The sequence below is a fragment of the Pseudomonas sp. Y3 TE3536 genome, from assembly GCF_053629175.1.
Map to the genome: position 1 here is coordinate 537,585 of NZ_JBRJHU010000001.1, position 24,026 is coordinate 561,610.

General features: G+C 63.7%; 17 protein-coding genes and 2 tRNA genes. 9 read left to right on the top strand and 10 right to left on the bottom strand.

The window, feature by feature from the left end; translation table 11 throughout:
• Positions 1 to 81: 81 nt before the first annotated feature.
• The 4 genes from AB7M33_RS02370 to AB7M33_RS02385 all read right to left on the bottom strand — a co-directional run bounded on the left by AB7M33_RS02370 (position 82) and on the right by AB7M33_RS02385 (position 3,644).
• A complete protein-coding gene (locus tag AB7M33_RS02370) occupies positions 82 to 522 on the bottom strand; it encodes a YkvA family protein (RefSeq protein WP_027595901.1) in 441 nt (146 codons plus the stop codon).
• Between the two features lie 280 nt (positions 523 to 802).
• Positions 803 to 1,549: an FKBP-type peptidyl-prolyl cis-trans isomerase gene (locus AB7M33_RS02375; protein ID WP_027595900.1), complete on the bottom strand. Its 747-nt coding sequence runs from the start codon at positions 1,547 to 1,549 to the stop codon at positions 803 to 805.
• Positions 1,550 to 1,771: 222 nt separating this feature from the next.
• Positions 1,772 to 2,704, bottom strand: coding sequence for a pca operon transcription factor PcaQ (gene pcaQ / locus AB7M33_RS02380; RefSeq protein ID WP_099428531.1), 933 nt, complete (start codon positions 2,702 to 2,704; stop codon positions 1,772 to 1,774).
• A 10-nt stretch (positions 2,705 to 2,714) separates the two neighbouring features.
• Positions 2,715 to 3,644: a helix-turn-helix transcriptional regulator gene (locus tag AB7M33_RS02385; RefSeq protein WP_454242370.1), complete on the bottom strand. Its 930-nt coding sequence runs from the start codon at positions 3,642 to 3,644 to the stop codon at positions 2,715 to 2,717.
• A gap of 348 nt (positions 3,645 to 3,992) precedes the next feature.
• Here AB7M33_RS02385 and AB7M33_RS02390 point away from each other — a divergent pair, with 348 nt between their 5' ends.
• The 4 genes from AB7M33_RS02390 (at position 3,993) to AB7M33_RS02405 (ending at position 7,931) form a co-directional block, all read left to right on the top strand.
• The gene (locus AB7M33_RS02390; protein ID WP_027595897.1) at positions 3,993 to 5,336 is read left to right on the top strand and encodes an MFS transporter; all 1,344 of its coding nucleotides are present in this window, start codon (positions 3,993 to 3,995) and stop codon (positions 5,334 to 5,336) included.
• A 127-nt stretch (positions 5,337 to 5,463) separates the two neighbouring features.
• Entirely contained in the window at positions 5,464 to 6,174 is a 711-nt protein-coding gene (locus AB7M33_RS02395; protein ID WP_085272780.1) for a fumarylacetoacetate hydrolase family protein, read from the top strand.
• 17 nt (positions 6,175 to 6,191) lie between these two features.
• Positions 6,192 to 6,956, top strand: coding sequence for an SDR family oxidoreductase (locus tag AB7M33_RS02400; RefSeq protein ID WP_085272779.1), 765 nt, complete (start codon positions 6,192 to 6,194; stop codon positions 6,954 to 6,956).
• Between the two features lie 24 nt (positions 6,957 to 6,980).
• Positions 6,981 to 7,931, top strand: coding sequence for a 2-hydroxyacid dehydrogenase (locus AB7M33_RS02405; protein ID WP_099428529.1), 951 nt, complete (start codon positions 6,981 to 6,983; stop codon positions 7,929 to 7,931).
• Between the two features lie 67 nt (positions 7,932 to 7,998).
• Here the strand turns inward: AB7M33_RS02405 and nirD are convergent, their stop codons facing one another.
• The 3 genes from nirD to AB7M33_RS02420 form a co-directional block, all read right to left on the bottom strand.
• Positions 7,999 to 8,361 carry a nitrite reductase small subunit NirD gene (gene nirD / locus AB7M33_RS02410; protein WP_099428528.1) on the bottom strand — a complete coding sequence of 121 codons (363 nt, stop codon included), beginning with the start codon at positions 8,359 to 8,361 and terminating at the stop codon, positions 7,999 to 8,001.
• Positions 8,361 to 10,913, bottom strand: coding sequence for a nitrite reductase large subunit NirB (nirB, locus tag AB7M33_RS02415; RefSeq protein ID WP_454242371.1), 2,553 nt, complete (start codon positions 10,911 to 10,913; stop codon positions 8,361 to 8,363). Before nirB ends, nirD begins: the two co-directional genes overlap by 1 nt.
• 287 nt (positions 10,914 to 11,200) lie before the next feature.
• Positions 11,201 to 15,232 carry a molybdopterin-dependent oxidoreductase gene (locus AB7M33_RS02420; RefSeq protein WP_454242372.1) on the bottom strand — a complete coding sequence of 1,344 codons (4,032 nt, stop codon included), beginning with the start codon at positions 15,230 to 15,232 and terminating at the stop codon, positions 11,201 to 11,203.
• A gap of 290 nt (positions 15,233 to 15,522) precedes the next feature.
• Between AB7M33_RS02420 and map the strand changes: the two genes are divergently transcribed.
• Positions 15,523 to 16,299 carry a type I methionyl aminopeptidase gene (gene map / locus AB7M33_RS02425; RefSeq protein ID WP_155951454.1) on the top strand — a complete coding sequence of 259 codons (777 nt, stop codon included), beginning with the start codon at positions 15,523 to 15,525 and terminating at the stop codon, positions 16,297 to 16,299.
• 229 nt (positions 16,300 to 16,528) lie between these two features.
• Here map and AB7M33_RS02430 read toward each other — a convergent pair.
• Both AB7M33_RS02430 and AB7M33_RS02435 read right to left on the bottom strand, forming a co-directional pair.
• Positions 16,529 to 16,605: transfer RNA gene (locus AB7M33_RS02430), tRNA-Asp, on the bottom strand.
• A gap of 13 nt (positions 16,606 to 16,618) precedes the next feature.
• A tRNA-Val gene (locus AB7M33_RS02435) sits at positions 16,619 to 16,694 on the bottom strand.
• A gap of 217 nt (positions 16,695 to 16,911) precedes the next feature.
• On the opposite strand from AB7M33_RS02435, the gene rdgC reads away from it, so the two are divergent.
• The 3 genes from rdgC (at position 16,912) to sugE (ending at position 19,500) form a co-directional block, all read left to right on the top strand.
• The gene (gene rdgC, locus AB7M33_RS02440; RefSeq protein WP_085272776.1) at positions 16,912 to 17,832 is read left to right on the top strand and encodes a recombination-associated protein RdgC; all 921 of its coding nucleotides are present in this window, start codon (positions 16,912 to 16,914) and stop codon (positions 17,830 to 17,832) included.
• 165 nt (positions 17,833 to 17,997) lie between these two features.
• Positions 17,998 to 18,963, top strand: coding sequence for a bile acid:sodium symporter family protein (locus tag AB7M33_RS02445; RefSeq protein ID WP_027595888.1), 966 nt, complete (start codon positions 17,998 to 18,000; stop codon positions 18,961 to 18,963).
• Positions 18,964 to 19,182: 219 nt separating this feature from the next.
• Entirely contained in the window at positions 19,183 to 19,500 is a 318-nt protein-coding gene (sugE, locus tag AB7M33_RS02450; protein WP_019470182.1) for a quaternary ammonium compound efflux SMR transporter SugE, read from the top strand.
• Between the two features lie 10 nt (positions 19,501 to 19,510).
• Here sugE and AB7M33_RS02455 read toward each other — a convergent pair whose 3' ends face one another.
• Entirely contained in the window at positions 19,511 to 21,388 is a 1,878-nt protein-coding gene (locus AB7M33_RS02455; protein WP_454242373.1) for a 1-acyl-sn-glycerol-3-phosphate acyltransferase, read from the bottom strand.
• A gap of 253 nt (positions 21,389 to 21,641) precedes the next feature.
• Between AB7M33_RS02455 and bglX the strand changes: the two genes are divergently transcribed.
• Positions 21,642 to 23,972, top strand: a complete 2,331-nt coding sequence (gene bglX / locus AB7M33_RS02460) for a beta-glucosidase BglX (RefSeq protein WP_454242374.1) — start codon at positions 21,642 to 21,644, stop codon at positions 23,970 to 23,972.
• The last annotated feature ends 54 nt before the right edge of the window (positions 23,973 to 24,026 follow it).

Genomic DNA, 24,026 nt, shown 5'->3' on the forward strand with positions numbered 1-24,026 from the left:
ATTACGGCATGTAATCCGTAGGCATAATCCTTATGCCAATTATATTACCAAGTACGGGAGTCTGTGGAGTTCAGGCTGATTTCACTGCGTATTGCGTTCCAGGCGCAAGGCTTCGGGGGTATCCGGCAAGCGTTCCACCACGCGCAAGCGCTCTGGGGCCTGGCTGTCGCGCCAGGCTTTGAAACGCGCCAGCTCATCGGCCACGGTCTTCAACACCCAACCCAGCACGGCGATGTCGTCAAGAAAACCCACGCCCAGCAGCCAGTCGGGGATGGCGTCGATAGGGCTGACGAAGTACAGCAGGCCGGCAACGATGGTAACCAGCGCCTTGGGGCTGATGGCACGGTACTCGCCGCGCCACCAGGCCAGGCACAGCGACTGCAGCAGCTTTACATCCTCGCGCAGCTGGCCGATCCGTGGGCCTTTGCGGGCCACGGCGAACAGCAGGGCCGGCAACCGCCCGCGGCTGAGCAGGCGCTCGGCCAACGGCAGAAAACGGGCGAAATTCCAGGGTGCGCTCATGGAGCCTCCGAGAGGGACAGGTTATCCACATTTATTGTGGATAACCTTGTGAACAGGGCGAAGTTTCTGACGTCAGGTGCCCACTAGGCAAGGGTCCCGGTCAGATCGGGCGTTTTTTACACAGTCGTTTCAGATTCGCAAACGATTTGCGTCAGAAGCATCCTACTTCATCACGCTGCTATTGCTCGGACAGTATCAGCCGCCAGAGGTTCTTCTCAGCCGATTGCCCCAAACGAAAACGCCCCGTCAAGACGGGGCGTTTTACGCAAACCAGCCAGTGTTACTTGGCAGGCTCTTCTGCTGGCGCTTCTGGCTCGGCACCCTGCAGCTGGGCCGGGTCTTTGATGGCGATCAGCTCAAGGTCGAACACCAGTACCGAGTTGGCAGGGATCAGCGGGCTCGGGCTCTGGGCACCGTAGGCCAGTTCGGCCGGGATGAACAGCTTGTACTTCTCGCCGACGTGCATCAGTTGCAGGCCTTCGACCCAACCTGGGATCACGCCGCTGACAGGCAGGTCGATCGGGCTGCCGCGCTCGACGGAGCTGTCGAACACCTTGCCATCGGTCAGCTTGCCTTCGTAGTGAACAGTCACCACGTCGGTCGGCTTAGGCTGCGGGCCGTCGGCCTTCTTGATCACTTCGTATTGCAGGCCCGAAGCGGTGGTGACAACACCCGGCTTCTTGGCGTTTTCTTCGAGGAACTTCTTGCCGGCGGAGGCGGCTTCTTCGCTGGCCTTGGCCAGACGCTCTTCGGCGCGCTTCTGCAGCGAGGTGAAGGCTTCTACCAGCTCTTCGTCCTTGATGCGCTGCTCTTTCTTGCTGACGGCGTCTTCGATGCCGAGGGCGACCGCTTTCGAATCAAGGTCTTCCATGCCTTCCTGAGCCAGGCTCTTGCCCATGTTCAGGCCGATACCGTAGGAGGCTTTCTGTGCCGGAGTCTTCAGCTCGGGGCTGCTGGCCTGTTGGTCGCAGCCAGCCAATACCAGGCCTACCAGGGCAACCGCAGCCGCCAAACGATGCTGTTTCATGCTATTTCCTTGTTCATGCGCCATAAGGGCAATCAGGGTAAAGCCGCGAGCTTAGCAGGCGGCCATGACCAATGGCTACCGGCATAGGAGCGGGTTTTGCTAAGGAAGTTCAGTACTTAAAGGGTTATTCATCTGACACATTAGAGCCACTGGCCAGTATTGACCCTTTATGCCGAATTCGCCTGGGTTTACGCGCCAAAAATTTCACTTCGTTCTGAGTTGTCAGGGGTATTGCCCCTCACGGTACTGCCCCGCCACCTCACGCAGCACCTCGCACACCCACTGCCCTGGCACGCTCTGCTCCAGCGCCGCGTTGCGGCACAGGCCCACCGACCCGCCCGGCTCGCGCACGCCCAAGTCGAGCTCGACCAGCTCACCACGGCCCAGGTCGATCAGCACCGCATCCCGTGGCGCCACCCACACCGCATCACTGCCCAGCAGGTAGCGGCGGCTCAGGGCCAGCGAGAGGGTTTCCAGGCGTTGCGCGGGCATCTGGATACCGCATTGGACGAACAGGCTGTCGGCGTGCTGGCGAATGGTGGTACCGGGGGGCGGCAACACCAAGGGGTAACGCCCCACCTGTGCCCGCTCGACAGGCGTGTTGGCCAGCAACGGGTGCCCCGGCCGCACGACCAGGCTCATCGATTCGCTGTACAGGTGCTCGAACGACAGGCCCTGAATTTGTGGGCTGTCGGTCATGCGCCCCACCACCAGCTCCAGCTCACCCAGGCGTAGCTGGCCCAGCAACTGCGCGCTGGCACCGGTCACCACGCTGATCAGCAACGCCTCATGGCGTTGATGCAGGCGGCACAGCACCTCGGGCATCAACAAGCCCTCGACCGTGGACAGCACGCCAATGCGCACCTGCGACGGTGCCCGCGCCTCGCCGCGCAGGCTGCTGACGCCATCGCGCAGCGCCTGCACGCTGGGCCCGGCATACCGCATGAAGCGGGTGCCGGCCGGGGTCAGCTCGACGCCCTGCCGGCTGCGTTCGAACAGGCGTGTTTCCAGCAGCGCTTCGAGTTCCTTGAGCGTCTTGGAAATCGCGGGCTGGCTGATGGCGAGGATGTCTGCGGCCCTGGCCAGGCTGCCCTGCCGGGCAATCTCCAGGAAGCACAGCAGGTGGCGGTACTTGATGCGGGTGTCGAGGTTCATGGCCTCAAGCTTACCGCATGGCTACCTGCGGTGTATCCGGGTCGCGCTGCTGGCGGCGGAACTGCCCCGGCGGCAAGCCATGGATCTGCCGAAAACGCCGCGAAAAATACGCTTCATCAGCAAAGCCGCACAGCCGAGCCACCTCGCCGACCGGGCGGCTGCCGTTTAGCAGGTAATTGCGCGCGGCGTGCATGCGCCGCTCCAGCACCAATTCGCTGAAGGTCTTGCCGATTTCCTTGCGCAGCCAATGGGTCAGGTAGGTGGGCGACAGGTACGTGGCGGCGGCGACCTTCTGCAGGTTGAGGTCGGGGTCGTCGATGTGCCTGCGCAGGTACTCGCTCATGCGCCCCAACGCGGCGCGCCGGCTGAGTTGCGCGGCATTGCTCTCGGCCAGCTCGCGCAGGGGGTCGGCGTACAAGCCACACACCTGGCCGATCAGTTGCAGCAACAGGCCCTTGAGGATTTCACGGCTGCCGAAGCGGCGGTTGGCATCGAGTTCACGCATCTGCCCGAGAATACGCCGCACCTCGCTGAAATCGGCGTCGGCGAGGTGGAAATCCAGGTGCTCCTGGAAGCGGAACGGTGACAGTTCAGGGGCCTGCAGTATCGACACTTCTTCCAGGTCCATGGGGTCGCAAGGCAGGTGCGGCAGCAGGAATGTCTGGGAAAAGTTGATGACCACGAAATCGCTGTCGTCGGGGTGCGGGATGACATGCACCCGGTGCGGCAGGATGAAGGCCAGGGTGTTGCGTTTGAACGGGCGCTGCACGCTGCCGATGTGCTGCACCGTATCGCCGCCAAAATTGACCTGGATCTGAAAATACTCGTGTCGGTGTGGCGCGGTTTCGGCCGGCCGGCCGCGCTGGTCGCGGATGTAGAAATCCATCAGCTCGCTGCGCTGTTGCATGACGTAGGTCGGGACTTCGCGCTTGGGGGGCATGGGGGTCTCCGGTCGGGGGCTTGGCGCTGACGTTGCCTGCCATGCGGGAATTCTGAACGGCAAGCGGCTTGCCTGGCAATTAGTTGTACGACGTCGAAACTCATAATTTTGAAGCCCACTGCAAAAAACGTATCCGGCAAAAATCGACGCAGCCCTTTAAAACCGCCACCCAAAGCAAAAAAAGCAGCCAAAACCCCGCCCGCTGAGTTTTTTGGACAGCGCAGCCCTACCCCGTTCCGAGTGAAAAAAACGGTCTAAAACCGCCGTTGATTTTCCGATGTTGTACGACCACCTTAAAAAAGGGACTGCAGCCCAACCTCTACCAACAACAACAAACGAGGTCGACTCATGTCGAGCACGCCTACTTCCCGCACTGCGGCACCTGCGTTCGCAGTGGACGCGGTCGCATCGCAACGCCTACCCACCCGCCGTCGCTGGTTCATGCTCTCGCTGCTGCTGCTGGCGACCATCATCAACTACGTCGACCGGGTCAACATCTCCATCGCGGCGCCCTTCATGGCCAAGGACCTGGGCCTGGACAAAGTCGAGATGGGCTTGATCTTCTCCGCGTTCGCCTGGACCTACGCCCTGGCGTTGGTGCCAGCCGGCTTCATTGCCGACCGCTTCGGCTCGCGCCTGACCTACGGCGTCTCGCTGATCAGTTGGTCGGCTGTCACTGTCGCCCAGGGCCTGGCCAGCGGCTTCACCTCGCTGTTCGGCCTGCGCCTGGCCGTTGGTGCCATGGAGGCACCGGCCTTCCCCGCCAACAGCCGCGCCGTCACCGTGTGGTTCCCTGCCCGCGAACGGGGCATGGCCAGCAGCATCTACGTGTGCGGCCAGTACCTGGGCACAGCCTTGTTCACCGGGGCATTGCTGTGGCTGGCGACCACCTATGACTGGCGCCATGTGTTCTACAGCACCGGCCTGATTGGTATCGTCTTTGGCGTGGTGTGGTTGTTCCTGTACCGCGACCCGCTCAACTGCAAGAAGGTCAGCAAGGAAGAACTGGCCTACATCGAGGACGGCGGCGGGCTGGTCAGAAGCAGCCAGGAACGCACCCGTTTCGACTGGCGCCAGGTCGCCGAACTGTTCCGCTACCGCCAGGTGTGGGCCATCTGCCTGGGCAAGTTCGCCAGCACCTCAGCGCTGTACTTCTTCCTCACCTGGTTCCCCACCTACCTGATCGAAGAGCGCCAGCTGACGCTGATCAAAGTCGGCATCTTCGCGGTGATGCCGTTCATTGGCGCCACAGTCGGCATCTTGCTGGCAGGGATCGTTTCCGACCTGCTGATCCGCCGGGGCTACTCGCTGTCCTTTGCACGCAAGCTGCCGCTGGTGGTGGGGTCGATGCTGGGCATGTCGATCGTGCTGGTCAACTTCACCGACTCCAACGTGCTGTGTATCGCCGTGCTGACGCTGGCGTTCTTTGCCCAGGGCATCGCCTCTTCGTCGTGGGCAGCGGTTTCGGAAGTGGCACCCAAGCAACTGATCGGGCTGACCGGTGGGGTCACCAGCCTGGCCGCGAACATTGGCGGCATCGTCACCCCGATCGTGATTGGCGCGATCGTGCAGGCCAGTGGCTCGTTCGCCTTGGCGTTCTGGTTTATCGGCGGGGTGGCGTTGATGGGCACCCTGTCCTACTCGCTGTTGCTCGGCAAGCTGTACCGGATCGAGCTCAAAACCGCGGCATAAGCAGGCACGGTGAGTGCCGGAAGCACCACCGCAGATCCCCGTTTTTATCCAAACCGTGCCTTTTATCGTCCAACTTTGCCCGCCAGCCGCTGGCTAGGCTGGCCACTCCAGCACAGAGGATTGACCCATGACTTACCTGTTCGACCCGCCAGCCATCGTCAGCCTGCCCATCCAAGGCAGCGACGCGCGCTTCCCGGTTGGCCGCGTGTTCTGCCTGGGCCGCAACTACCCCTGGCCGCAGGCCACCGACCCAGCGCCCCGTGAGCCGGTCTTTTTCATGAAGCCGGCCAGCAACGTGGTCGAGGCACAGGGCGAACTGCCCTTCCCGCCGCAGACTGAAGAGTTTTGCCATGAAATCGAGTGGGTGGTGGCAATCAGCAAAGGCGGTGCCGACATCAGCCCGGAGCACGCTCTGGAGCACGTCTATGGCTTTGCCGCTGGCCTGGACCTGACCCTGCGCGATCGCCAGCGCCAGGCCAAAAGCGAAGGGCTGCCCTGGGAGGGCGCCAAGGTATTCGAAGCCTCGGCGCCGATGACTGCCCTGGTGCCGGCCAGCGAACTGGGCTGGCCACTGGACGCTGCGCTGTGGCTGAAAGTCAACGGCGAGGAGCGCCAGCGCGCCCGGCTGAGCCAGCAGACCTGGCCATTGGCCGAGGTCATCAGCCGCCTGTCCCGGCAACTGCCGCTGCGCCCCGGTGACCTGATCATGACCGGCAGCCCGCCTGGCGTGGCCCCGCTCAACCCTGGCGATGTGATCCATGCCGGCATCGACGGCATCGGCGAGTTGCAACTGCGCGTTGGCCCTCGTCCCGCACGCCACACCGCCCACGCCGCCTGAATTTCTGGAGCAAACAGATGAGCCAAACTCACAACAAGAAAATCGCCTTGGTCACCGGTGCCGGCAGCGGCATTGGCCGCGCCGTCGCCCTGGGGCTGCTGGCTGATGGCTTCAGCCTGGTCCTCGCCGGTCGGCGTGCCGAACCCTTGCAGGCGTTGGCAGAACAGGCCCGTGCAGCCGGTGGCGAGGCCCTTGCGGTGCCCACCGATGTGCGCGACGAACAGAGCGTCGCCCAGCTGTTCGCCACCATCGAGGAGGTGCATGGCCGCCTCGACCTGATCTTCAATAATGCCGGGGTCAACGCGCCTGCCGTGCCCATCGACGAACTGCCGCTGGAGAACTGGCGCAATGTCATCGCCACCAATGTCGACGGCGTGTTCCTCTGCGCCCGTGCGGCCTTTGGCCTGATGCGCAGGCAGCAGCCGCAGGGCGGGCGAATCGTCAACAACGGTTCGATTTCGGCGCATACCCCACGCCCCTTCACTGCGCCCTACACCGCCAGCAAGCACGCGGTGCTGGGCCTGACCAAAGCCCTGGCCCTGGACGGCCGCCCCTACAACATCGTGTGCAGCCAGGTGGACATCGGCAACGCCCTGACCGAACTGTCCGAACGCATGACCCGCGGTGTGCGCCAGGCCAATGGCGAGATTGCCGCCGAGCCGATGCTCGACGTGCGCCATGTGGCCGATGCCGTGCGCTACATCGCCGCCCTGCCGTTGGACGCCAACGTGCTCAACATGACCGTGATGGCCAGCAACATGCCCTTCGTCGGCCGTGGCTGACACCTTGCCTTTAAGGAGTGACCGATGAAACCTGAAGTCCTGCAACTGAGCCCGATCCTCATCCCAGAAGTCCGCGAGCGCCTGGAAGCGCTGTTCACCGTGCACCGGTACTACGAGCAAGCCGACAAGGACGCCTATGTCAGCGCGCATGGCAACAACATCCGCGCCGTGGTCACCGGCGGCCATACCGGTATCAGCCAAGCGCTGATGGCGCGCCTGCCCAAGCTGGAAGTGATCGCGGTGAATGGCGTTGGCACCGATGCCATCGACCTGGCCTATGCGCGTGATCGGGGTATCCAGGTGACTGCAACCCTCGGCGCGCTGACCGAGGATGTCGCCGACCTCGCGATCGGCTTGCTGATTGGCGTGTGCCGAGGGCTGTGCAGCGGTGACCGGTTCGTCCGCGCCGGCCACTGGGCCACCAGCGCCACACCGCTGGCGCCATTGCCGTTGGCGCGGCAGGTGTCGGGCATGCGTGTGGGTATCGTCGGCATGGGCCGCGTCGGCCGCGCGGTGGCCCAGCGGGCGGCGGCGTTTGGCTGCCCGATTCGCTACACCGACCTGCAGCCACAGGACGTGCCTTATGGCTTCGAGTCGAACTTGCAGCAATTGGCCAAAGACAGCGATGCGCTGATTCTGGCGGCGGCCGCCGACCAGGGCGAGGCGTTGGTGGGGCGCAAGGTGCTGCAGGCGCTTGGCCCAGACGGCTACCTGATCAATATCGCCCGTGGCAAGTTGGTGGACGAGCCCGCGTTGATCGCGGCACTTGAAGCGGGTGAGATCGCCGGGGCGGCGCTGGATGTGTTTGCCGATGAACCTCGGGTGCCCGAGGCGTTGTTCGAGCGCGAGGATGTGGTGCTGCAGCCGCACCGAGCCAGCGCCACCGTGCAGACCCGCACGCGCATGGGCGAAATGGTGGTGGCAAGCCTGGTGGATGTGTTTGCCGGGCGTACCCCACAGGGGTTGGTTATCTAAGCGGCCTGTACCGGCCCCTTCGCGGTCCGACTTGCCCGCGAGGGCCGGTACAGTTGCACGATGCAGATCAGCCCACCGCCACTTCCACAGCCTCCCCGTTCAGCCGCACCGGCCACACCCGCAGCCGCTGCCCGGCATCTTCCAGGCATTCCCCGCTGTGCAGGCTGAAATGCTGTTTGTACAGCGGCGCCGCCACCACCAACTCACCCTGCAAGCTCCCCACCAACCCACGGCCAATGATGTTGGCACCCGAGCGCGGGTCGCGGTTGTCCAGCGCGTACAGTGGCTGTTCCTGACCCGGCAAGTAAAACAGCGCCACCTGGGCCCCCTCGTGCCACACCACCACGCCGGAATCGGCTACCAGGTCGCGCGCTTGGCAGACTGTCTGCCAGTTCGTCTGGTGGGCTACAGCAGTATTGGACAGGTTCATCAGACAGCCTCCTCGGCAGTGGGGATCAAGTGCAGCGGCGCCGCTGGGCGGCGCTGATCGCGCTCGCGGACGAAGTGCACGTCCGGGTCGGCGCGGTGGTCGTTGACGAAGGTGCGGAAGCGCTTGAGCTTCTCCGGGTCGTTGAGGGCATTGGCCCATTCGCATTCATAGTGGTCGACCACATGCTGCATCTGCGCCTCAAGCTCGGCGGCCAGGCCCAGGCTGTCGTCGAGGATCACCTGCTTGAGGTAGTCCAGCCCGCCCTCCAGGCTTTCGCGCCAGACCGAGGTGCGCTGCAGTTTGTCGGCAGTGCGGATGTAGAACATCAGCACACGGTCGATCAGGCGTACCAGGGTCTCGTCGTCCAGGTCGGTGGCAAACAGCTCGGCGTGGCGCGGGCGCATGCCGCCGTTGCCGCACACGTACAGGTTCCAGCCCTTGTCGGTGGCGATCACGCCGATGTCCTTGCTCTGCGCCTCGGCGCACTCGCGGGTGCAGCCAGACACCGCGAACTTGAGCTTGTGCGGGCTGCGCAGGCCCTTGTAGCGGTCTTCCAGGCGCAGGGCCATGGCGACGCTGTCCTGCACACCGTAACGGCACCAGGTGCTGCCCACGCACGACTTCACCGTGCGGGTCGACTTGCCGTAGGCATGGCCCGTCTCGAAACCGGCTTCGATCAACTCGCCCCAGATCAGCGGCAACTCGTGCAGCTGGGCGCCGAACAGGTCGATGCGTTGGCCACCGGTGATCTTGGTGTAAAGGTCGTACTTTTTTGCCACTTGGCCGATCACGATCAGCTTGTCGGGGGTGATTTCGCCCCCAGGGATGCGCGGCACCACCGAGTAGGTACCGTTTTTCTGCATGTTGGCCATGAAGGTGTCGTTGGTGTCCTGCAGCGGTACCAGCGCCGGGTCCATGATCGGCTGGTTCCAGCACGAGGCGAGGATATTGCCCACCGCCGGCTTGCAGATATCGCAACCGACATGGCCTTTGCCATGGCGCGCGAGCAGGTCATTGAAGGTGCGGATGCCGCCAACCCGCACCAGCCCGTAAAGCTCCTGACGGGTGTAGGCAAAGTGTTCGCACAGGCTTTTGTCGACGGTCACGCCGCGAGCGGTCAGTTCGTGCTCGAACACCTGCTTGAGCAGGGCCGCGCAGCCGCCGCAACCGCTGGCCGCTTTGGTGCAGCCCTTGACCGCAGCGAGGTCGCTGCAGCCGCTGTCGATAGCGGCGCAGACTGCGCCCTTGCTGACGTTGTGGCACGAGCAGATGGTCGCGCTGTCGGGCAGCGCATCGGCGCCCAAGGCCGGCGCGCCGCCTGTTTGCGGCAAAATCAGGGCGGCCGGGTCGGCAGGCAGGGCGATGCCGTTTTGCGCGTACTGCAGCAGAGTGTCGTAGTAGCTGTTGTCACCGACCAGCACCGCGCCGAGCACATGCTTGCCACTGGCATCCACCACCAGCCGGCGATAGGCCGCATTGGCTTCGTCGATGAAGCGGTAGCTGCGTGAGCCCGGCGTAGCGCCATGGGCATCGCCGATCGAGCCGACATCCACGCCCAGCAGCTTGAGCTTGGTCGACATGTCGGCGCCGGTGAACGGCACCGCGTCATCGCCCACCAGCAGCGCCGCCAGGTTGCGCGCCATGCTGTAGCCCGGCGCGACCAAGCCGAACACGCTGCCATTCCATGAAGCGCACTCGCCGATGGCGAAGATGCGGGCGTCATGGGTGCGGCAGTGATTGTCGATCACCACCCCGCCACGGGCGGCAATCTCCAGCCCGCACGCGCGCCCTAGGGCATCCTGCGGGCGGATACCGGCAGAGAACACGATCAGGTCGGTTTCCAGGTGGTCGCCGCCGTCGAAGTTCATGCGGTAGCGATACGCCTCACCGGCGCTGATCGACTGGGTGGCGCGGGACAGGTGCACGCCCACGCCCAAGGCCTCGATCTGCGCCTTGAGCGCCGCGCCGCCCTCGCCGTCCAACTGCACCGGCATCAGCCGAGGGGCGAACTCCACCACATGGGCTTCCAGGCCGAGCGACTTCAGCGCATTGGCTGCTTCAAGGCCCAACAAGCCCCCGCCGACCACCACCCCTCGGCGGGCACCCTGGGCGGCGGCGCGGATGGCGTCGAGGTCGTCGAGGGTACGGTAGACCAGGCGGGCATTGCCGCTGGAGCCTTCGATCGGGGGTACGAAGGGGTATGAGCCGGTGGCCAGGATCAACTGGTCGTAGCCATAGCGGCCTTCGCCGGTGACCACTTCGCAGCGCGCGCGGTCGATCTCCAGCACAGGCTCGCCCAGGTGCAGGTGCACGCCTTGGCGGGTATAGAAGCCTTGCTCGCACAGGGCCAGGGTTTCGGCACAGCTGCCGCCGAAGTACTCGGACAGGTGCACACGGTCGTAGGCACGTTGGCGTTCTTCGCCGAACACCCGCACCTCGAACCGCTCCAAGGCGCCCCGCTCGATCAGTTGCTCGACGCAGTGGTGGCCGACCATGCCGTTGCCGACAATGACCAGTTTCTCGCGTTGTCCGCCGTTCGCTGTTGCCTTCATAGCCGATCCTCGATCAAAAAAAAACGCCTGGAGCCGAAGCTCCAGGCGCCTTTGCCTGTACTCATCAGGGTGTGCCCCTGGTTGATCGCCGTTGATCAGTGGGGCGTGTTGTGAAGCTGATAAAGCAGGGAGTGTGCCAAATACTGCCCTGTGGGCCTCTTCGCAGCACAAGGCTGCTCCTACAGGGAGTGTGCAGAACCGGTAGGAGCAGCCTTGTGCTGCGAAGAGGCCGGTACAGGCACCCCAAACCGCACAGCCAAGGTGCACCCCTCCCCATCCCGGTGCACTCAATACACATCGCGCCGATAGCGCTTGGCCTTGCTCAATGCCTCTACATACGCATCCGCCGCAGCCTCGCTCATACCGCCATGCTGCGCGACGATCGCGCGCAAGGCGCTGTCCACATCCTTGGCCATGCGCTGGGCATCGCCGCACACATAGAAGCACGCGCCCGCCTCCAGCCACCGCCAGAGGTCAGCGCCCTGCTCGTGCATGCGCTGCTGCACATAGATTTTCTCGGGCTGGTCGCGCGAGAAAGCGGTATCCAGGCGCACATGGCCGGTCGCCTGCCAAGCTTGCAACTGCGCTTGGTAATAGAAGTCACTGGCGGCAGACTGCTCACCGAAGAACAGCCAGTTCTGCCCACTGGCCCCACGCGCTTCGCGTTCTTCCAGAAACGCCCGAAACGGCGCGATACCCGTGCCTGGGCCGACCATGATCACCGGCACACTGTCGTCCTCTGGCAGGCGAAAATGCTTCGATGCCTGCGGGAAGATCGCCACCTTGATGCCTTGCGCACGGTCGGCCAGAAAGGTCGAGCAGGCCCCTTTGCGCTGCCCGTAACGCACCGTCGAGACCGTCAGGTGAACCTGGCCGGGGTGCGCCAACGGGCTGGAACTGATCGAGTACAAGCGCGGCTGCAACGGCTTGAGCAGGTCAAGCCAGGTGGCCAATGGCAGGTCTTGCGGGAACTCGCGCAGTACGTCTGCCAACTGCCGCCCCCACAACCAGCTCTGCAGCTCGGCCTTGTGCTCAGGCTGAAGCAGCCGGCGCAGGTCCGCCGCCGTCTGGCTGAACACCTGTAACTGCGCAGGGGTGACCTTGGCGATTTCCAGGTGGGCTTGCATGGCAACGGCCAGCGGCAGCGCAGGCTGGCCTTTGATCTCAACCAGGGCCTGGCCATCGAGGCGCATCAGTGCCAGCAACTCCTCGACCAACGCCGGGCAATTGCGCGGCCATACGCCCAAGGCATCGCCCGGCTGGTAGGTAAACGTGCTGCCCGACAGGTCGAACACCAGTTGGCGCGTCTCCTTGCTGGCACCTGGGGCGTTGAGCACGCGGTTTTCCAGCAAGGTGGCCGACCAGGGTTGCTGCTTGCTGTAGGCCTCCACGGGCGCGGGTGCGCTGCTTGCCTGGGGCGCGGCGGCGCTGCCCAACTGTGATGACAAGGCGTCGAGCCAGGTGGCGAATGCCTCATCGAAGTCCGGCTCGCAGTCTACCCGTGGCAACAACCTTCGCCCGCCCAGCTCGGCCAGGCGCTGATCGAGCTTGCGGCCAAACCCACAAAACTGGTCGTAACTGGAGTCACCCAAGGCCAACACGGCGTAAGGCACGTCGGCACAATGGGCGCCCTCCTCGCCTTGCAGGGCTTGCCAGAACGCCGTCGCACTGTCGGGCGCATCGCCATCGCCGAAGGTACTGGCGATCAGTACGACACTGGCCGCGCCGTGCAACTGCTGCGGGCTGACCGCTGCCATGCAACTGAGCTGCACAGCGAGGCCGGCGCCACGCAGGCGTTCGGCACAGCGTTCGGCCAGTGCCTCACCGTTACCGGTTTGCGAGGCCCACAGCACCTGATGCAGGGGCGCCGCAAGCGCCGAGCTGGGCAGTATCGAAGGCTGGGCGAACAACCCCGCCAATAGCCCATCGACGAACAGCCGCCGGCTTGCGGCCAGCGGCGCACTGGTCGGCAGGCTGGGCACACCTTCAGCGCGGGCCTGGTCCAGGCCGAGCAAAAAGCCCTGCAAGTAATGACGCTCCTCCTCGGCCAGCACCGGGGCTGGCAAGGTGTCCAGGCCAAGCAGACGGGACAGGGTGGCGGTCGGCATGCGGGCAGGCTCCGGGATGGCAGTGGCGGCGCTCAGGTCAACGGCGTCGATACGTTCGCCGGCAACCCGCTGCAGGGCCACGGCGCAGTGTTTGAAGGCCGGCTGCAGCGACAGCGGGTCGACGGCATCGCAGGTCACGGCATTGATCGCCAGCTGCTCGCCCATCACATCGTTCCAGTGGAAGGGGGCGAAACAGTTGCCCGGCATGACCCGATCACTGACCCGTGCCGGCAACAGCGCCTGCCCCCGCCGCGAGCGGACGGCCACCTGGTCCTTGTCGCGAATACCCAGGCGCGCGGCATCGTCAGGGTGCAGCTCGACAAAGGGGCCGGGCTCGAGTTTGTTCAGCGCAGGCACCTTGCCGGTCTTGGTCAAGGTGTGCCATTGGTGCTGCACGCGGCCGGTGTTGAGCACCATTGGGTAGTCCGTGTCGGGCAGCTCGGGCGCAGGCAGCCAAGGGCGGGCGAAGAAGCGCGCTTTGCCACTGGCCGTCGGAAACGCCAGCGCCGGGCGCTTGCCCTGGGCGTCGAGCAACAGCGGCTGGCTGCTGCCGTCGTTCTGGTAACGCAGCGGGCTGCGCGGGGCCACATGCCCTGGCGCGCAGGGCCACTGGCGCGGCTGCGCGCGCAGGTCGGTGTAACCGATACCGCGCAGGTCGTAGCCGGTTGCCGGGTTGTGGAAACGGCGAATTTCTTCGTACACCGCTTCGGCATTGGGGTAGTCGAAGGCATCGGCATAGCCCATGGCGCAGGCGATGCGGGCGATGATCTGCCAGTCCGGCAGGCTTTGGCCTGGGGGTGCCACGGCGCGGGGCATCAAGGTCAGGTTGCGTTCACTGTTGATCATCACGCCCTCGCCTTCGGCCCACAGCGCGGCCGGCAACAGGATGTCGGCGTAGCGGTTGGTCTCGGTGTCGAGAAACGCATCCTGGGTGATCACCAGTTCAGCCTGGCGCAGGCCGTCGATCACCTGCTGACGGTTGGCGACGCTGGCCACCGGGTTGCTGCAGATGATCCAGCACGCCTTTACCTCGCCGCGCTTCATCTGCTCGAACAGCGCCACGGTGCCCTCGCCGCCTTCGCTGCGCAGGCTGCCTGGGGCCAGCTGCCACTGGTTTTCGACAAAGGCGCGGTCGGCCGCCACCAACGCCGATCGCTGCCCCGGCAGGCCCGGCCCCATGTAGCCCATCTCGCGGCCGCCCATGGCATTCGGTTGCCCGGTGAGGGAGAACGGCCCGCTGCCAGGGCGGCAAATGGCGCCGGTGGCCAGGTGCAGGTTGCAGATCGCGTTGCTGTGCCAGGTGCCATGGATGCTCTGGTTAAGGCCCATGGTCCAGCAGCTCATCCAGTCCTTGGCACCGCCGAGCCATTCGGCGGCGGTGCGGATGTCGGCTTCGCTCAGGCCGGTGATGGCGGCGACGCGGGCGGGGCTGTAGTCCTCCAGGAATGCAGGCAGGTCTTCCCAGCCCTCGGTGTGACGGGCGATGAAGTCAGCGTTTGTATGGCCGTTCTGGTGCAGCAGGTGCAGCAAGCCATTGAGCAGGGCCATGTCGGTGCCCGGGCGTACCTGCAAGAACAGGTCGGCCTTGTCTGCGGTGGCCGTGCGCCGGGGGTCGACGACGATCAGCCTGGCGCCGGCTTTCAGCCGGTCGAGCAGGCGCAGGAACAGGATTGGGTGACAGTCGGCCATGTTGGCGCCGATCACCAGAAACACCTCCGCGTGCTCGAAGTCCTGGTAGCTGCCGGGCGGGCCATCGGCGCCCAATGACAGCTTGTAGCCGCTGCCAGCGCTGGCCATGCACAGCCGTGAGTTGGACTCGATATGGCGGGTGCGGATAAAACCCTTGGCCAGTTTGTTGGCCAGGTACTGCGCCTCCAGCGACATCTGCCCCGACACATACAAGGCCACGGCATCGGGGCCGTGCTGGTCGATGATGCCGCGCAGGCGCTCGGCGGCCTGGGCGATGGCCTGGTCCAGGCCTGTGCGCGCCGGTTGCTGGCTGCGCTGCTGGCGCAGGTAGGCGTCTTCCATGCGCCCGGCCGCGCTCAGCGGTATGTGCGCGGTCAGGCCTTTGGTGCACAGGCGGCCAAAATTGCTGGGGTGCTGCTTGTCGCCGCTGATCTTGCTGACTTTGCCGTCGGCCACGCTCATGACAATGCCGCAGCCGACGCCGCAATACGGGCAGACACTGCGTACTTCGCTGCTGCTCATGGGCCGGTCTCCTGGTAAAAACACAAAAGGCGCCGGCTGCTCCGGCTTGCATGGCAAGCGGGGCAACACGGCGCCTTTGTCGTGAAAATGTGCGGGCAATCGGCATTGATTGCCCTGGGTAGAGGCAAGCCAGCAATTACCGGGCCAGCTGTACTGGGCTCATCGCGGGCAAGCCCGCTCCTACCGGGCCTGCGCTATCAGGGAAGGTTTGGCGCACCATGCGGTGGCATCTCGCAGGCTCGCAGCGCTATGCTGGGGCACATTTCAGCCAGAGTTACTGCCCTCCCCCCATGTCCCAGGTGATCCTCAAAACCCCCGCCCAACTCGACGTGATGCGCAACGCCGGCCAGCTACTGGCCCAGGTATTTGCAGAGCTCGACCGTTTCATACGCCCTGGCGTAACCACGATGCAGATCAACGACCTTGCCGAGGCGTTCATCGTCGACAGCCTGAAGGCACGCCCGGCGAGCAAGGGCCAGTATGGGTTCCCCTACGCGCTCAATACGTCAGTGGACCATGTGGTCTGCCACGGCATGCCGAAGGCTGATGAAGTGCTGAAGGAAGGGTCGATCATCAATGTCGACATCACCCTCGAACAAGGCGGCTATATCGCCGATTCGTCGAAGATGTATTGCCTTGGCGTGATCAGCGATGAGGCCCGGCGGTTGGTCGACACCACCTATGACGCGCTATGGAAAGGCATCGAGCAAGTGCGCCCGGGGGCGACGCTGGGTGACATTGGCCATGCTATCCAGGCCCATGCCGAAGCAGCGGGCTACAGTGTGGTGCGCGAATATTGTGGGCATGGCATTGGCCAGCAGATGCATGAAAAGCCGGAGGTGCTGCATTACGGGCAGCGCGGCATGGGCATGGCGCTCAAGCCTGGCATGGTGTTTACCATCGAACCGATGATCAACCAGGGCGGGCGTGGGACACGGACGTTGAAGGACGGGTGGACGGTGATCACCCGCGACCATACGCTTTCTGCGCAGTGGGAACATACCGTGGCGGTGACTGAGGCGGGGGTTGAGGTGCTGACGTTGCGGGAGGAAGAACGCAAGCGTTGATACCGCAGCGCGGCACAGACCCTGTGGGAGCGGGTTCACCCGCGAACACCGGCGAAGCCGGTGCCATACACCGCGTCGCCTTGTTCGCGGGTAAACCCGCTCCCACAGGCCCCTGCTAACTGAATACGATAGGCTTGGCGCAGCAAAATTCAGCACAAACAAAAAAAGCGACCCTAAGGTCGCTTTTCCTGTAACTTCCGGGTGTTCAGTGGGCCCTGGAAGTTGAATATGGCGCAGCGGACGGGACTCGAACCCGCGACCCCCGGCGTGACAGGCCGGTATTCTAACCGACTGAACTACCGCTGCGCTATACATCGAGTGGTGGGTGATGACGGGATCGAACCGCCGACCCTCTGCTTGTAAGGCAGATGCTCTCCCGGCTGAGCTAATCACCCTTTCGTCTCGGTGTGGCGCGCATTCTACGGATGAGCCCCCACCCTGGCAAGCACTTTTTTCGACTTTTTTAAAAATTTTTTCGAAGCCTTTCAAAGACCTAGCAACGCTGGGCTTTTCTTCCTTTATATAAGGGTGCTGGCCCTCTGACAGGGTTGGACGGGAACCACCGCTCGGAGAATAATGCCCGCCTTATGCATTAAGGAGAGATTGCCCCTCATGTGGTTCAAGAACCTGCTGACCTACCGCCTGACCCAGGATGTTCCATTCGAAGCCGAAGCACTGGAAACCGCCCTGGCCAGCAAGCCGGCCCGTCCCTGCGCCAGCCAGGAGCTGACCACCTATGGCTTCGTCGCGCCATTCGGCAAGGGCGAAGACGCTCCCCTGGTGCACGTCAGCGGTGAGTTCCTGCTGATCGCCGCGCGCAAGGAAGAACGTATCCTCCCAAGCAGCGTGGTGAATGACGCCGTCAAGGAGAAGGTCGAAGAGATCGAGACCGAGCAGATGCGCAAGGTCTATAAAAAGGAACGCGACCAGATCAAGGACGAGATCATCCAGGCCTTCCTGCCGCGCGCCTTCATTCGTCGCTCGATGATCTTCGCCGCCATCGCCCCGCGCCTGGGCGTGATCCTGGTCAACTCGGCCAGCGCCAAGCGTGCCGAAGACCTGCTGTCGACCCTGCGTGAAGTCATGGGCTCGCTGCCGGTACGCCCCGCTACCGTGAAGATCGCGCCAGCGGCCACCATGACCGACTGGGTCAAGTCGCAGCAAGCGGCCGAAGGCTTCTATGTACTGGACGAGTGCGAGCTGCGCGACACCGCCGAAGACGGTGGCATCGTGCGCTGCAAGCGCCAGGACCTGACCAGCGAAGAAATCCAGCTGCACCTGAGCACCGGCAAGGTGGTCACCCAGCTGGCCCTGGCCTGGCAGGACAAACTGTCGTTCGTGCTCGACGACAAGATGGTCATCAAGCGCCTGAAGTTCGAGGAGCTGCTGCAAGAGCAGGCCGAACAGGATGGCGGTGATGAGGCCCAGCAGCAGTTCGATGCCAGCTTCCTGCTGATGATGATGACCTTTACCGAATTCCTCCCGGTGCTGTTCGAGGCCTTGGGTGGGGAGGAGATTCCGCAAGGGGTCTAACCTTCATGCTTTGCCGGTGCTGGCCTGATCGTTAATCATTGACCAGTACCGGCCCTTTCGCGGGCGAGCCCGCTGCCACAGGTGCTTGCTCACCCAGTGGCAGCGGGCTTGCCCGCGTAAGGGCCCTGGAAACTCACCTCTTTATATAAGTACAAGGACTTTCCCATGCGCGCCCTCGCCGCCCTCAGCCGCTTCGTCGGCAACACCTTCGCCCTCTGGGTGTTGGTGTTCGCCGTGCTGGCCTTCCTGCAACCGCAGTGGTTCATCGCCTTGAAAGTGGCCATCGTGCCGCTGCTGGGGCTGGTGATGTTCGGCATGGGCCTGACCCTCAAGCTCGACGACTTCGCTGCCCTCGCCCGCCAACCCTGGCGCGTGATGCTGGGGGTGGTGGCGCATTTCGTGATCATGCCGGGTATGGCCTGGCTGCTCTGCCAGCTGTTCCACTTGCCCGCCGAGATCGCCGTCGGGGTGATTCTGGTCGGCTGCTGCCCAAGCGGCACCGCCTCGAACGTGATGGTCTGGCTGTCCAAGGGCGACCTGGCGCTGGCGGTGGCGATCGCCGCGGTCACGACCTTGCTCGCCCCGCTGCTGACCCCAGCGCTGATCTGGTTCCTGGCCTCGGCCTGGCTGCCGGTCTCGTTCATGGACATGTTCTGGTCGATCCTGCAGCTGGTCATGCTGCCGATCGTGCTCGGCGTGCTGGCCCAGCGCCTGTTGGGCGCTCGGGTGCAGGCCGCCGTGCAGGTCTTGCCGCTGGTGTCGGTGGTGAGCATCGTCATGATCGTCTGCGCGGTGGTGGCGGCCAGCCAGGCCAAGATCGCCGAGTCGGGGCTGCTGATCATGGCGGTGGTGATGCTGCACAACAGCTTTGGCTATTTGCTGGGGTACCTGACCGGCAAGCTGTGCAAGTTGCCGCTGGCCCAACGCAAATCGCTGGCGCTGGAGGTGGGCATGCAGAACTCCGGGCTGGGGGCGGCACTGGCGGCGGCGCACTTCTCGCCATTGGCCGCGGTGCCGAGTGCGTTGTTCAGCGTTTGGCACAATATTTCCGGGGCGTTGCTGTCGACCTGGTTCCGGCGCCTGGAAGCGCCTTCGTCAGCCGTTGAGAATGGCGAGCCAGCCCGGGATTGATGCTGCCTGGCCTGGCCTCTTCGCGGGCAAGCCCGCTCCCACAGGTACCCCACATTCCCTGAGAGCTGTGGAGTACTTGTGGGACCTGAAGAGGCCGGCACAGGCTTGCCCGGCATTCAGAAAATGTGCACCCTATTGCCCACTGTGAGGACGACCTCACGACGCACCGCGTGACCATTCCGGGGACGGCCCCATCCTTCACAACGATGGAGACACAGCATGTCCTGGATCATTCTTTTCTTCGCCGGCCTGTTCGAGGTCGGCTGGGCCGTCGGCCTGAAATACACCGACGGTTTCAGCAAGCCAATCCCCACCGTACTCACCGTCGGCGCCATGGTCATCAGCCTCGGCCTGCTGGGCCTGGCCATGAAGGAGTTGCCGCTGGGCACCGCCTATGCCATCTGGACCGGCGTCGGCGCTGTGGGCACGGTAATCGCCGGGATCATCCTGTTTGGCGAATCCATGGCCTTGGTGCGGCTGGTCAGTGTGGCGCTGATCGTCTGTGGCCTGATCGGCCTGAAAGTCAGCGCCAGCTGACCCGCCCGCGCTAACGCAGGTCGCCGCGCAAGCGGCTGACCTGCTCACGCAACGCATCCGGCTGCGCCGCCTCCACCGGGATGGCGGTACCAGCCACGATGGTCACCCGCGACCACAAGCGCTTGAAAAACCCCTTGCCCGGGTCTCGGCTGAAGAAGCTGCCCCACAGCCCCTGCAACGCCAAGGGAATCACCGGCACCGGGGTTTCGCTGAGAATGCGGTTGACCCCGCCTTTGAACACATCGATCTCGCCATCACCGGTCAACTTGCCCTCTGGGAAGATACACACCAACTCACCCGCCGCCAGGTACTCGGCGATACGCGCGAAGGCACGTTCGTAAATGGCCTCGTCCTCACCGCGCCCGGCAATCGGGATGGCACCTGCGGTGCGGAACACGAAGTTGAGCACCGGCAGGTTGTAGATCTTGTAGTACATGACAAAGCGGATCGGCCGGCGGATCGCACCGCCGAGCAGCAGCGCGTCAACGAACGAAACGTGATTGCACACCAGCAGTGCCGCCCCTTCATCAGGGATGCGCTCCAAGTCGCGGTGCTCCACGCGGTACATCGAGTGGCTGAGCAGCCAGATCAGGAAGCGCATGGTGAACTCGGGCACGATCCTGAAGATGTAGGCGTTGACCGCGATGTTGAGCAACGACACCACCAGGAACAACTGCGGGATGGTCAGTTCGGCCAGCCCCAGCAGGACGATGGTGAGGATTGCCGAAACCACCATGAACAACGCATTGAGGATGTTGTTGGCGGCGATCACCCGGGCCCGCTGATCTTCGGCCGTGCGCGCCTGGATCAAGGCATACAACGGCACGATATAAAAGCCGCCGAACACCCCGAGCCCGACGATCGACACCAGGATCCACCAGGCCTGGCTCATGCCCAGCAGCGCCAGCCAGTCGTGCGGCAGCGCCGCCGCCGGCACATCGCCGGAATGCCACCACCAGAGCAGGCCGAACAGGGTCAGGCCGAACGAGCCGAACGGCACCAGGCCGATTTCCACCTTGCGCCCGCTCAGCCGCTCGCACAGCAGCGAGCCGAGGGCGATGCCCACCGAGAACAGGGTCAGCACCAGGGTCACTACAGTGCCGTCGCCATGCAGCCAGTCCTTGGCGTACGCCGGGATCTGGGTCAGGTAGATGGCGCCGACGAACCAGAACCACGAGTTGCCCACGATCGAGCGCGACACCGCGGGCGTCTGCCCCAGGCCCATGCGCAGGATCGCCCAGGACTGCGTGAAGATGTTCCAGTCCAGGCGCATCTGCGGCGACACCGCCGCGGCGCGCGGGATCCAGCGGCTGGCCAAATAGCCCAGCACCGCAGTGCCCACCACGCCCCCGGCCACCACCGTGGCATAGCTGGCCGACGACATCATCACCCCGGCGCCGATGGTGCCGGCGAGGATCGCCAAAAAGGTGCCCATTTCGACCAGGCCGTTACCACCCACCAGCTCTTCTTCACGCAGGGCCTGGGGCAAAATCGAATACTTCACCGGCCCGAACAGCGCCGAATGGGTACCCATGCCGAACAACGCCACCAGCATCAACGCAAGGTGATTGGTGATAAAGCCCAAGGCACCGATAGCCATGATGCCGATCTCGGCCAGCTTGATCGCACGGATCAGCGCATCCTTGGCGAACTTCTCGCCAAACTGCCCACCCAGCGCCGAAAACAGGAAGAACGGCAGGATGAACAGCAATGCGCAGAGGTTGACCCAGATCGAACGGTCACCGTCCCCCAGGCTGAGCTTGAACAGGATCGCCAGGATCAGCGATTGCTTGAACAGGTTGTCGTTGAACGCACCCAGCGACTGGGTGATGAAGAACGGCAGGAAGCGCCGCTTGCCGAGCAAGGTGAATTGCGAGGTGTGACTCATCGTCCTTGTTCCTGAATTGGGCCACCGACGGCTGTTGTTCTATCTAGAGCCCGAATGAAAGGCGTTGGCGTCAAGGCCAGACGAGCTCCATTCCAGCGCAGTATGGGCGACTGCGGACAGTTATCGTACAGAACCTGGGATGCGTGCAAAGCATTGGAAGCCACATTACCACTGTCAACTGACAGTTCTGTCAGTAGCCGCTCAACCACGCGCCTGCCACCCTGAGGCCGTCTGAGCTAAGAGAACGCCAAGGATGGAGTGCGGTGCATTCAAGCAACCCGCCCGGCGCAGCACGTCGCTGCTTACCTTGGGGCTGACCTTGCTGCTTCATGCAGCCAATGTCTCTGCTACGGGCGGCTCGCCCCTCATGGGGAAGGAACAGTTCCTTGCGGCCCTGCTGGAGCAGATGAGCCTGCCCGAAAAGGTCGGCCAGCTGCGCATGAAGTATGCCCCAGGCACCCCACCCTCCCAGGATGCGCTCGATACCGTGGCCAAGGGCGCGGTAGGCGCACTGTTTACCGAGCCGGGGGTTACCCGCGAGCAGCTGCGTGCTTATCAAGATGCGGCCGTGCAGCGTGGCCGCCTGGGCATACCGGTGTTCTTCGCAGGCGATGTGGTACACGGCCACCGCACGGTATTTCCGATCGGCCTGGGCCAAGCGTCGAGCTGGGACTTGCAAGCGATCGGCAGCGCCGCTCGGATCGCGGCCATTGAAGCCAGCGCCGATGGCCTGGACATGACATTTGCACCCATGGTCGATTTAAGCCGCGACCCTCGCTGGGGCAGGATGTCTGAAGGTTTCGGTGAAGATCCGTACCTGGTCTCGCGTATCGCCGAGCGGGTGACACAGCAGTTGCAAGGCCCGACGCTTGGCGCGGCTGACAGCATCATGGCCTGCGTAAAGCATTTCGCTGCCTACGGCGCAGTCGAAGGTGGACGCGACTACAATACAACCAACGTCAGCACACATCAGCTGTTTCAGGATTACCTGCCCCCTTATCAGGCAGCCCTGGAGGCGGGTGCGGGCGCAGTAATGACGGCGTTGACCACACTCAATGGTGTGCCCGCCACAGCCAATCGATGGCTGCTGCGAGACATCCTGCGCCAGCAATGGCGCTATCGGGGGCTGGTGATCAGTGATCACAGCGCCGTGCAAGATCTGGTCGCGCACGGGACTGCCGCCGGTGCCGAAGATGCCGCCCAGGCCGCTTTGGTCGCGGGCACTCAGATGAGCATGAATGATCGTTATTTCGAGCAAGCGCTGGCGCAGCTTATCGAACAGGGCGCAGTTCCTGTCAGCCTGCTCGACGAGGCCGTACACCAAGTCCTGGCCACCAAATATGACCTGGGGCTATTCCACGACCCCTATCGCAGGTTGGGCCACGCCCAGCACGGCACGCAGCCTTCACACGACCCAAAGCCGCTTCATCGCGCTCAAGCCAGGGAGGTGGCCCGACGCTCTCTGGTCCTGTTGAAAAATCAGAATGGGCTGTTGCCGCTCGTCAAACGGGGTACCGTCGCGGTGATAGGGCCCCTGGCCGACAACCCGGTCGATATCCTTGGCAGTTGGCACGCCAGCGGCCAACCTGGCCAGGCTATCAGCCTTTACCAAGGGCTCAAGGCGGCGGTCGGTGACGATGCCAAGCTGCTGTACGCAGTGGGAGCCAACATCAGCGATAAGCGCGATGACTTTCTACTGCTCGCCGACAAAACGGCGAACTTCGACCCGCGTCCACCCCTGGCCTTGCTTGCCGAAGCGGTAGCCATCGCCCAGCAGGCCGACGTCATCGTGGTGGCGTTGGGCGAAGCGCGGGGCATGTCCCATGAGGGCGCCAGCAAAACCGACCTGAACCTGCCCACTCAACAACGTGAATTGCTGCGAGCGCTGAAACGTACGGGCAAACCTTTGGTGCTGGTATTGATGAATGGCCGACCGCTGACGATCGTCGAGGAGAGCCAATGGGCAGACGCCGTGCTGGAGACGTGGTTCAGCGGTACGGAAGGCGGCAATGCCATTGCCGATGTGCTGTTCGGTGACTACAACCCTTCCGGGAAGCTGCCTGTCACCTTCCCGCGCAGCGTCGGCCAGATCCCGCTGTACTACGCACAGTTGAATACCGGGCGCCCCTTCGACCCGCAGCAGCCTTCTACCTATCGATCACATTACTTCGATACCGATAACACACCGCTCTATCCTTTTGGATACGGCCTGAGCTATACCCACTTCAGCCTCTCACCGCTGACCCTGTCCACCCATCGCCTGCGACCTGGGCGCTTTATACAGGTAAGCGTGACACTCAAGAACGAAGGGCAACGCACGGGCGAAACGACCGTGCAACTGTACCTTCGCGATCGCGTCGCCTCCGTGAGCCGTCCGCTCAAAGAGCTCAAGGGCTTCCAGAAGGTGCTGTTGGAGCCCGGGGAGTCACGCCAGCTTGTCTTCGACATCGATACCTCGATGCTCGCCTTCTACAACCAGCACCTGCAGCGGGTGACAGAGCCAGGTACATTCGATGTGATGATCGGGCTGGACTCGCAAGATTTACAGAAGGCCGCCTTCGAACTCGATGGCACCCCACCCTGATCCTCACTGCAGCGGCTCTTCGCGCCGCTGAACGACCTGCCGACTGGAAACGCG

Bases quoted from the DNA above. Each gene is read 5' to 3' on its own strand.
- AB7M33_RS02385 (WP_454242370.1), bottom strand. From the start codon at position 3,644: ATGCCCCCCAAGCGCGAAGTCCCGACCTACGTCATGCAACAGCGCAGC.
- AB7M33_RS02445 (WP_027595888.1), top strand. From the start codon at position 17,998: ATGCGCGCCCTCGCCGCCCTCAGCCGCTTCGTCGGCAACACCTTCGCC.
- pcaQ (WP_099428531.1), bottom strand. From the start codon at position 2,704: ATGAACCTCGACACCCGCATCAAGTACCGCCACCTGCTGTGCTTCCTG.
- map (WP_155951454.1), top strand. From the start codon at position 15,523: ATGTCCCAGGTGATCCTCAAAACCCCCGCCCAACTCGACGTGATGCGC.
- nirD (WP_099428528.1), bottom strand. From the start codon at position 8,361: ATGAACCTGTCCAATACTGCTGTAGCCCACCAGACGAACTGGCAGACA.
- AB7M33_RS02370 (WP_027595901.1), bottom strand. From the start codon at position 522: ATGAGCGCACCCTGGAATTTCGCCCGTTTTCTGCCGTTGGCCGAGCGC.
- AB7M33_RS02400 (WP_085272779.1), top strand. From the start codon at position 6,192: ATGAGCCAAACTCACAACAAGAAAATCGCCTTGGTCACCGGTGCCGGC.
- AB7M33_RS02375 (WP_027595900.1), bottom strand. From the start codon at position 1,549: ATGAAACAGCATCGTTTGGCGGCTGCGGTTGCCCTGGTAGGCCTGGTA.
- AB7M33_RS02390 (WP_027595897.1), top strand. From the start codon at position 3,993: ATGTCGAGCACGCCTACTTCCCGCACTGCGGCACCTGCGTTCGCAGTG.
- sugE (WP_019470182.1), top strand. From the start codon at position 19,183: ATGTCCTGGATCATTCTTTTCTTCGCCGGCCTGTTCGAGGTCGGCTGG.
- nirB (WP_454242371.1), bottom strand. From the start codon at position 10,913: ATGAAGGCAACAGCGAACGGCGGACAACGCGAGAAACTGGTCATTGTC.
- rdgC (WP_085272776.1), top strand. From the start codon at position 16,912: ATGTGGTTCAAGAACCTGCTGACCTACCGCCTGACCCAGGATGTTCCA.
- AB7M33_RS02455 (WP_454242373.1), bottom strand. From the start codon at position 21,388: ATGAGTCACACCTCGCAATTCACCTTGCTCGGCAAGCGGCGCTTCCTG.
- AB7M33_RS02405 (WP_099428529.1), top strand. From the start codon at position 6,981: ATGAAACCTGAAGTCCTGCAACTGAGCCCGATCCTCATCCCAGAAGTC.
- bglX (WP_454242374.1), top strand. From the start codon at position 21,642: ATGGAGTGCGGTGCATTCAAGCAACCCGCCCGGCGCAGCACGTCGCTG.
- AB7M33_RS02395 (WP_085272780.1), top strand. From the start codon at position 5,464: ATGACTTACCTGTTCGACCCGCCAGCCATCGTCAGCCTGCCCATCCAA.
- AB7M33_RS02420 (WP_454242372.1), bottom strand. From the start codon at position 15,232: ATGAGCAGCAGCGAAGTACGCAGTGTCTGCCCGTATTGCGGCGTCGGC.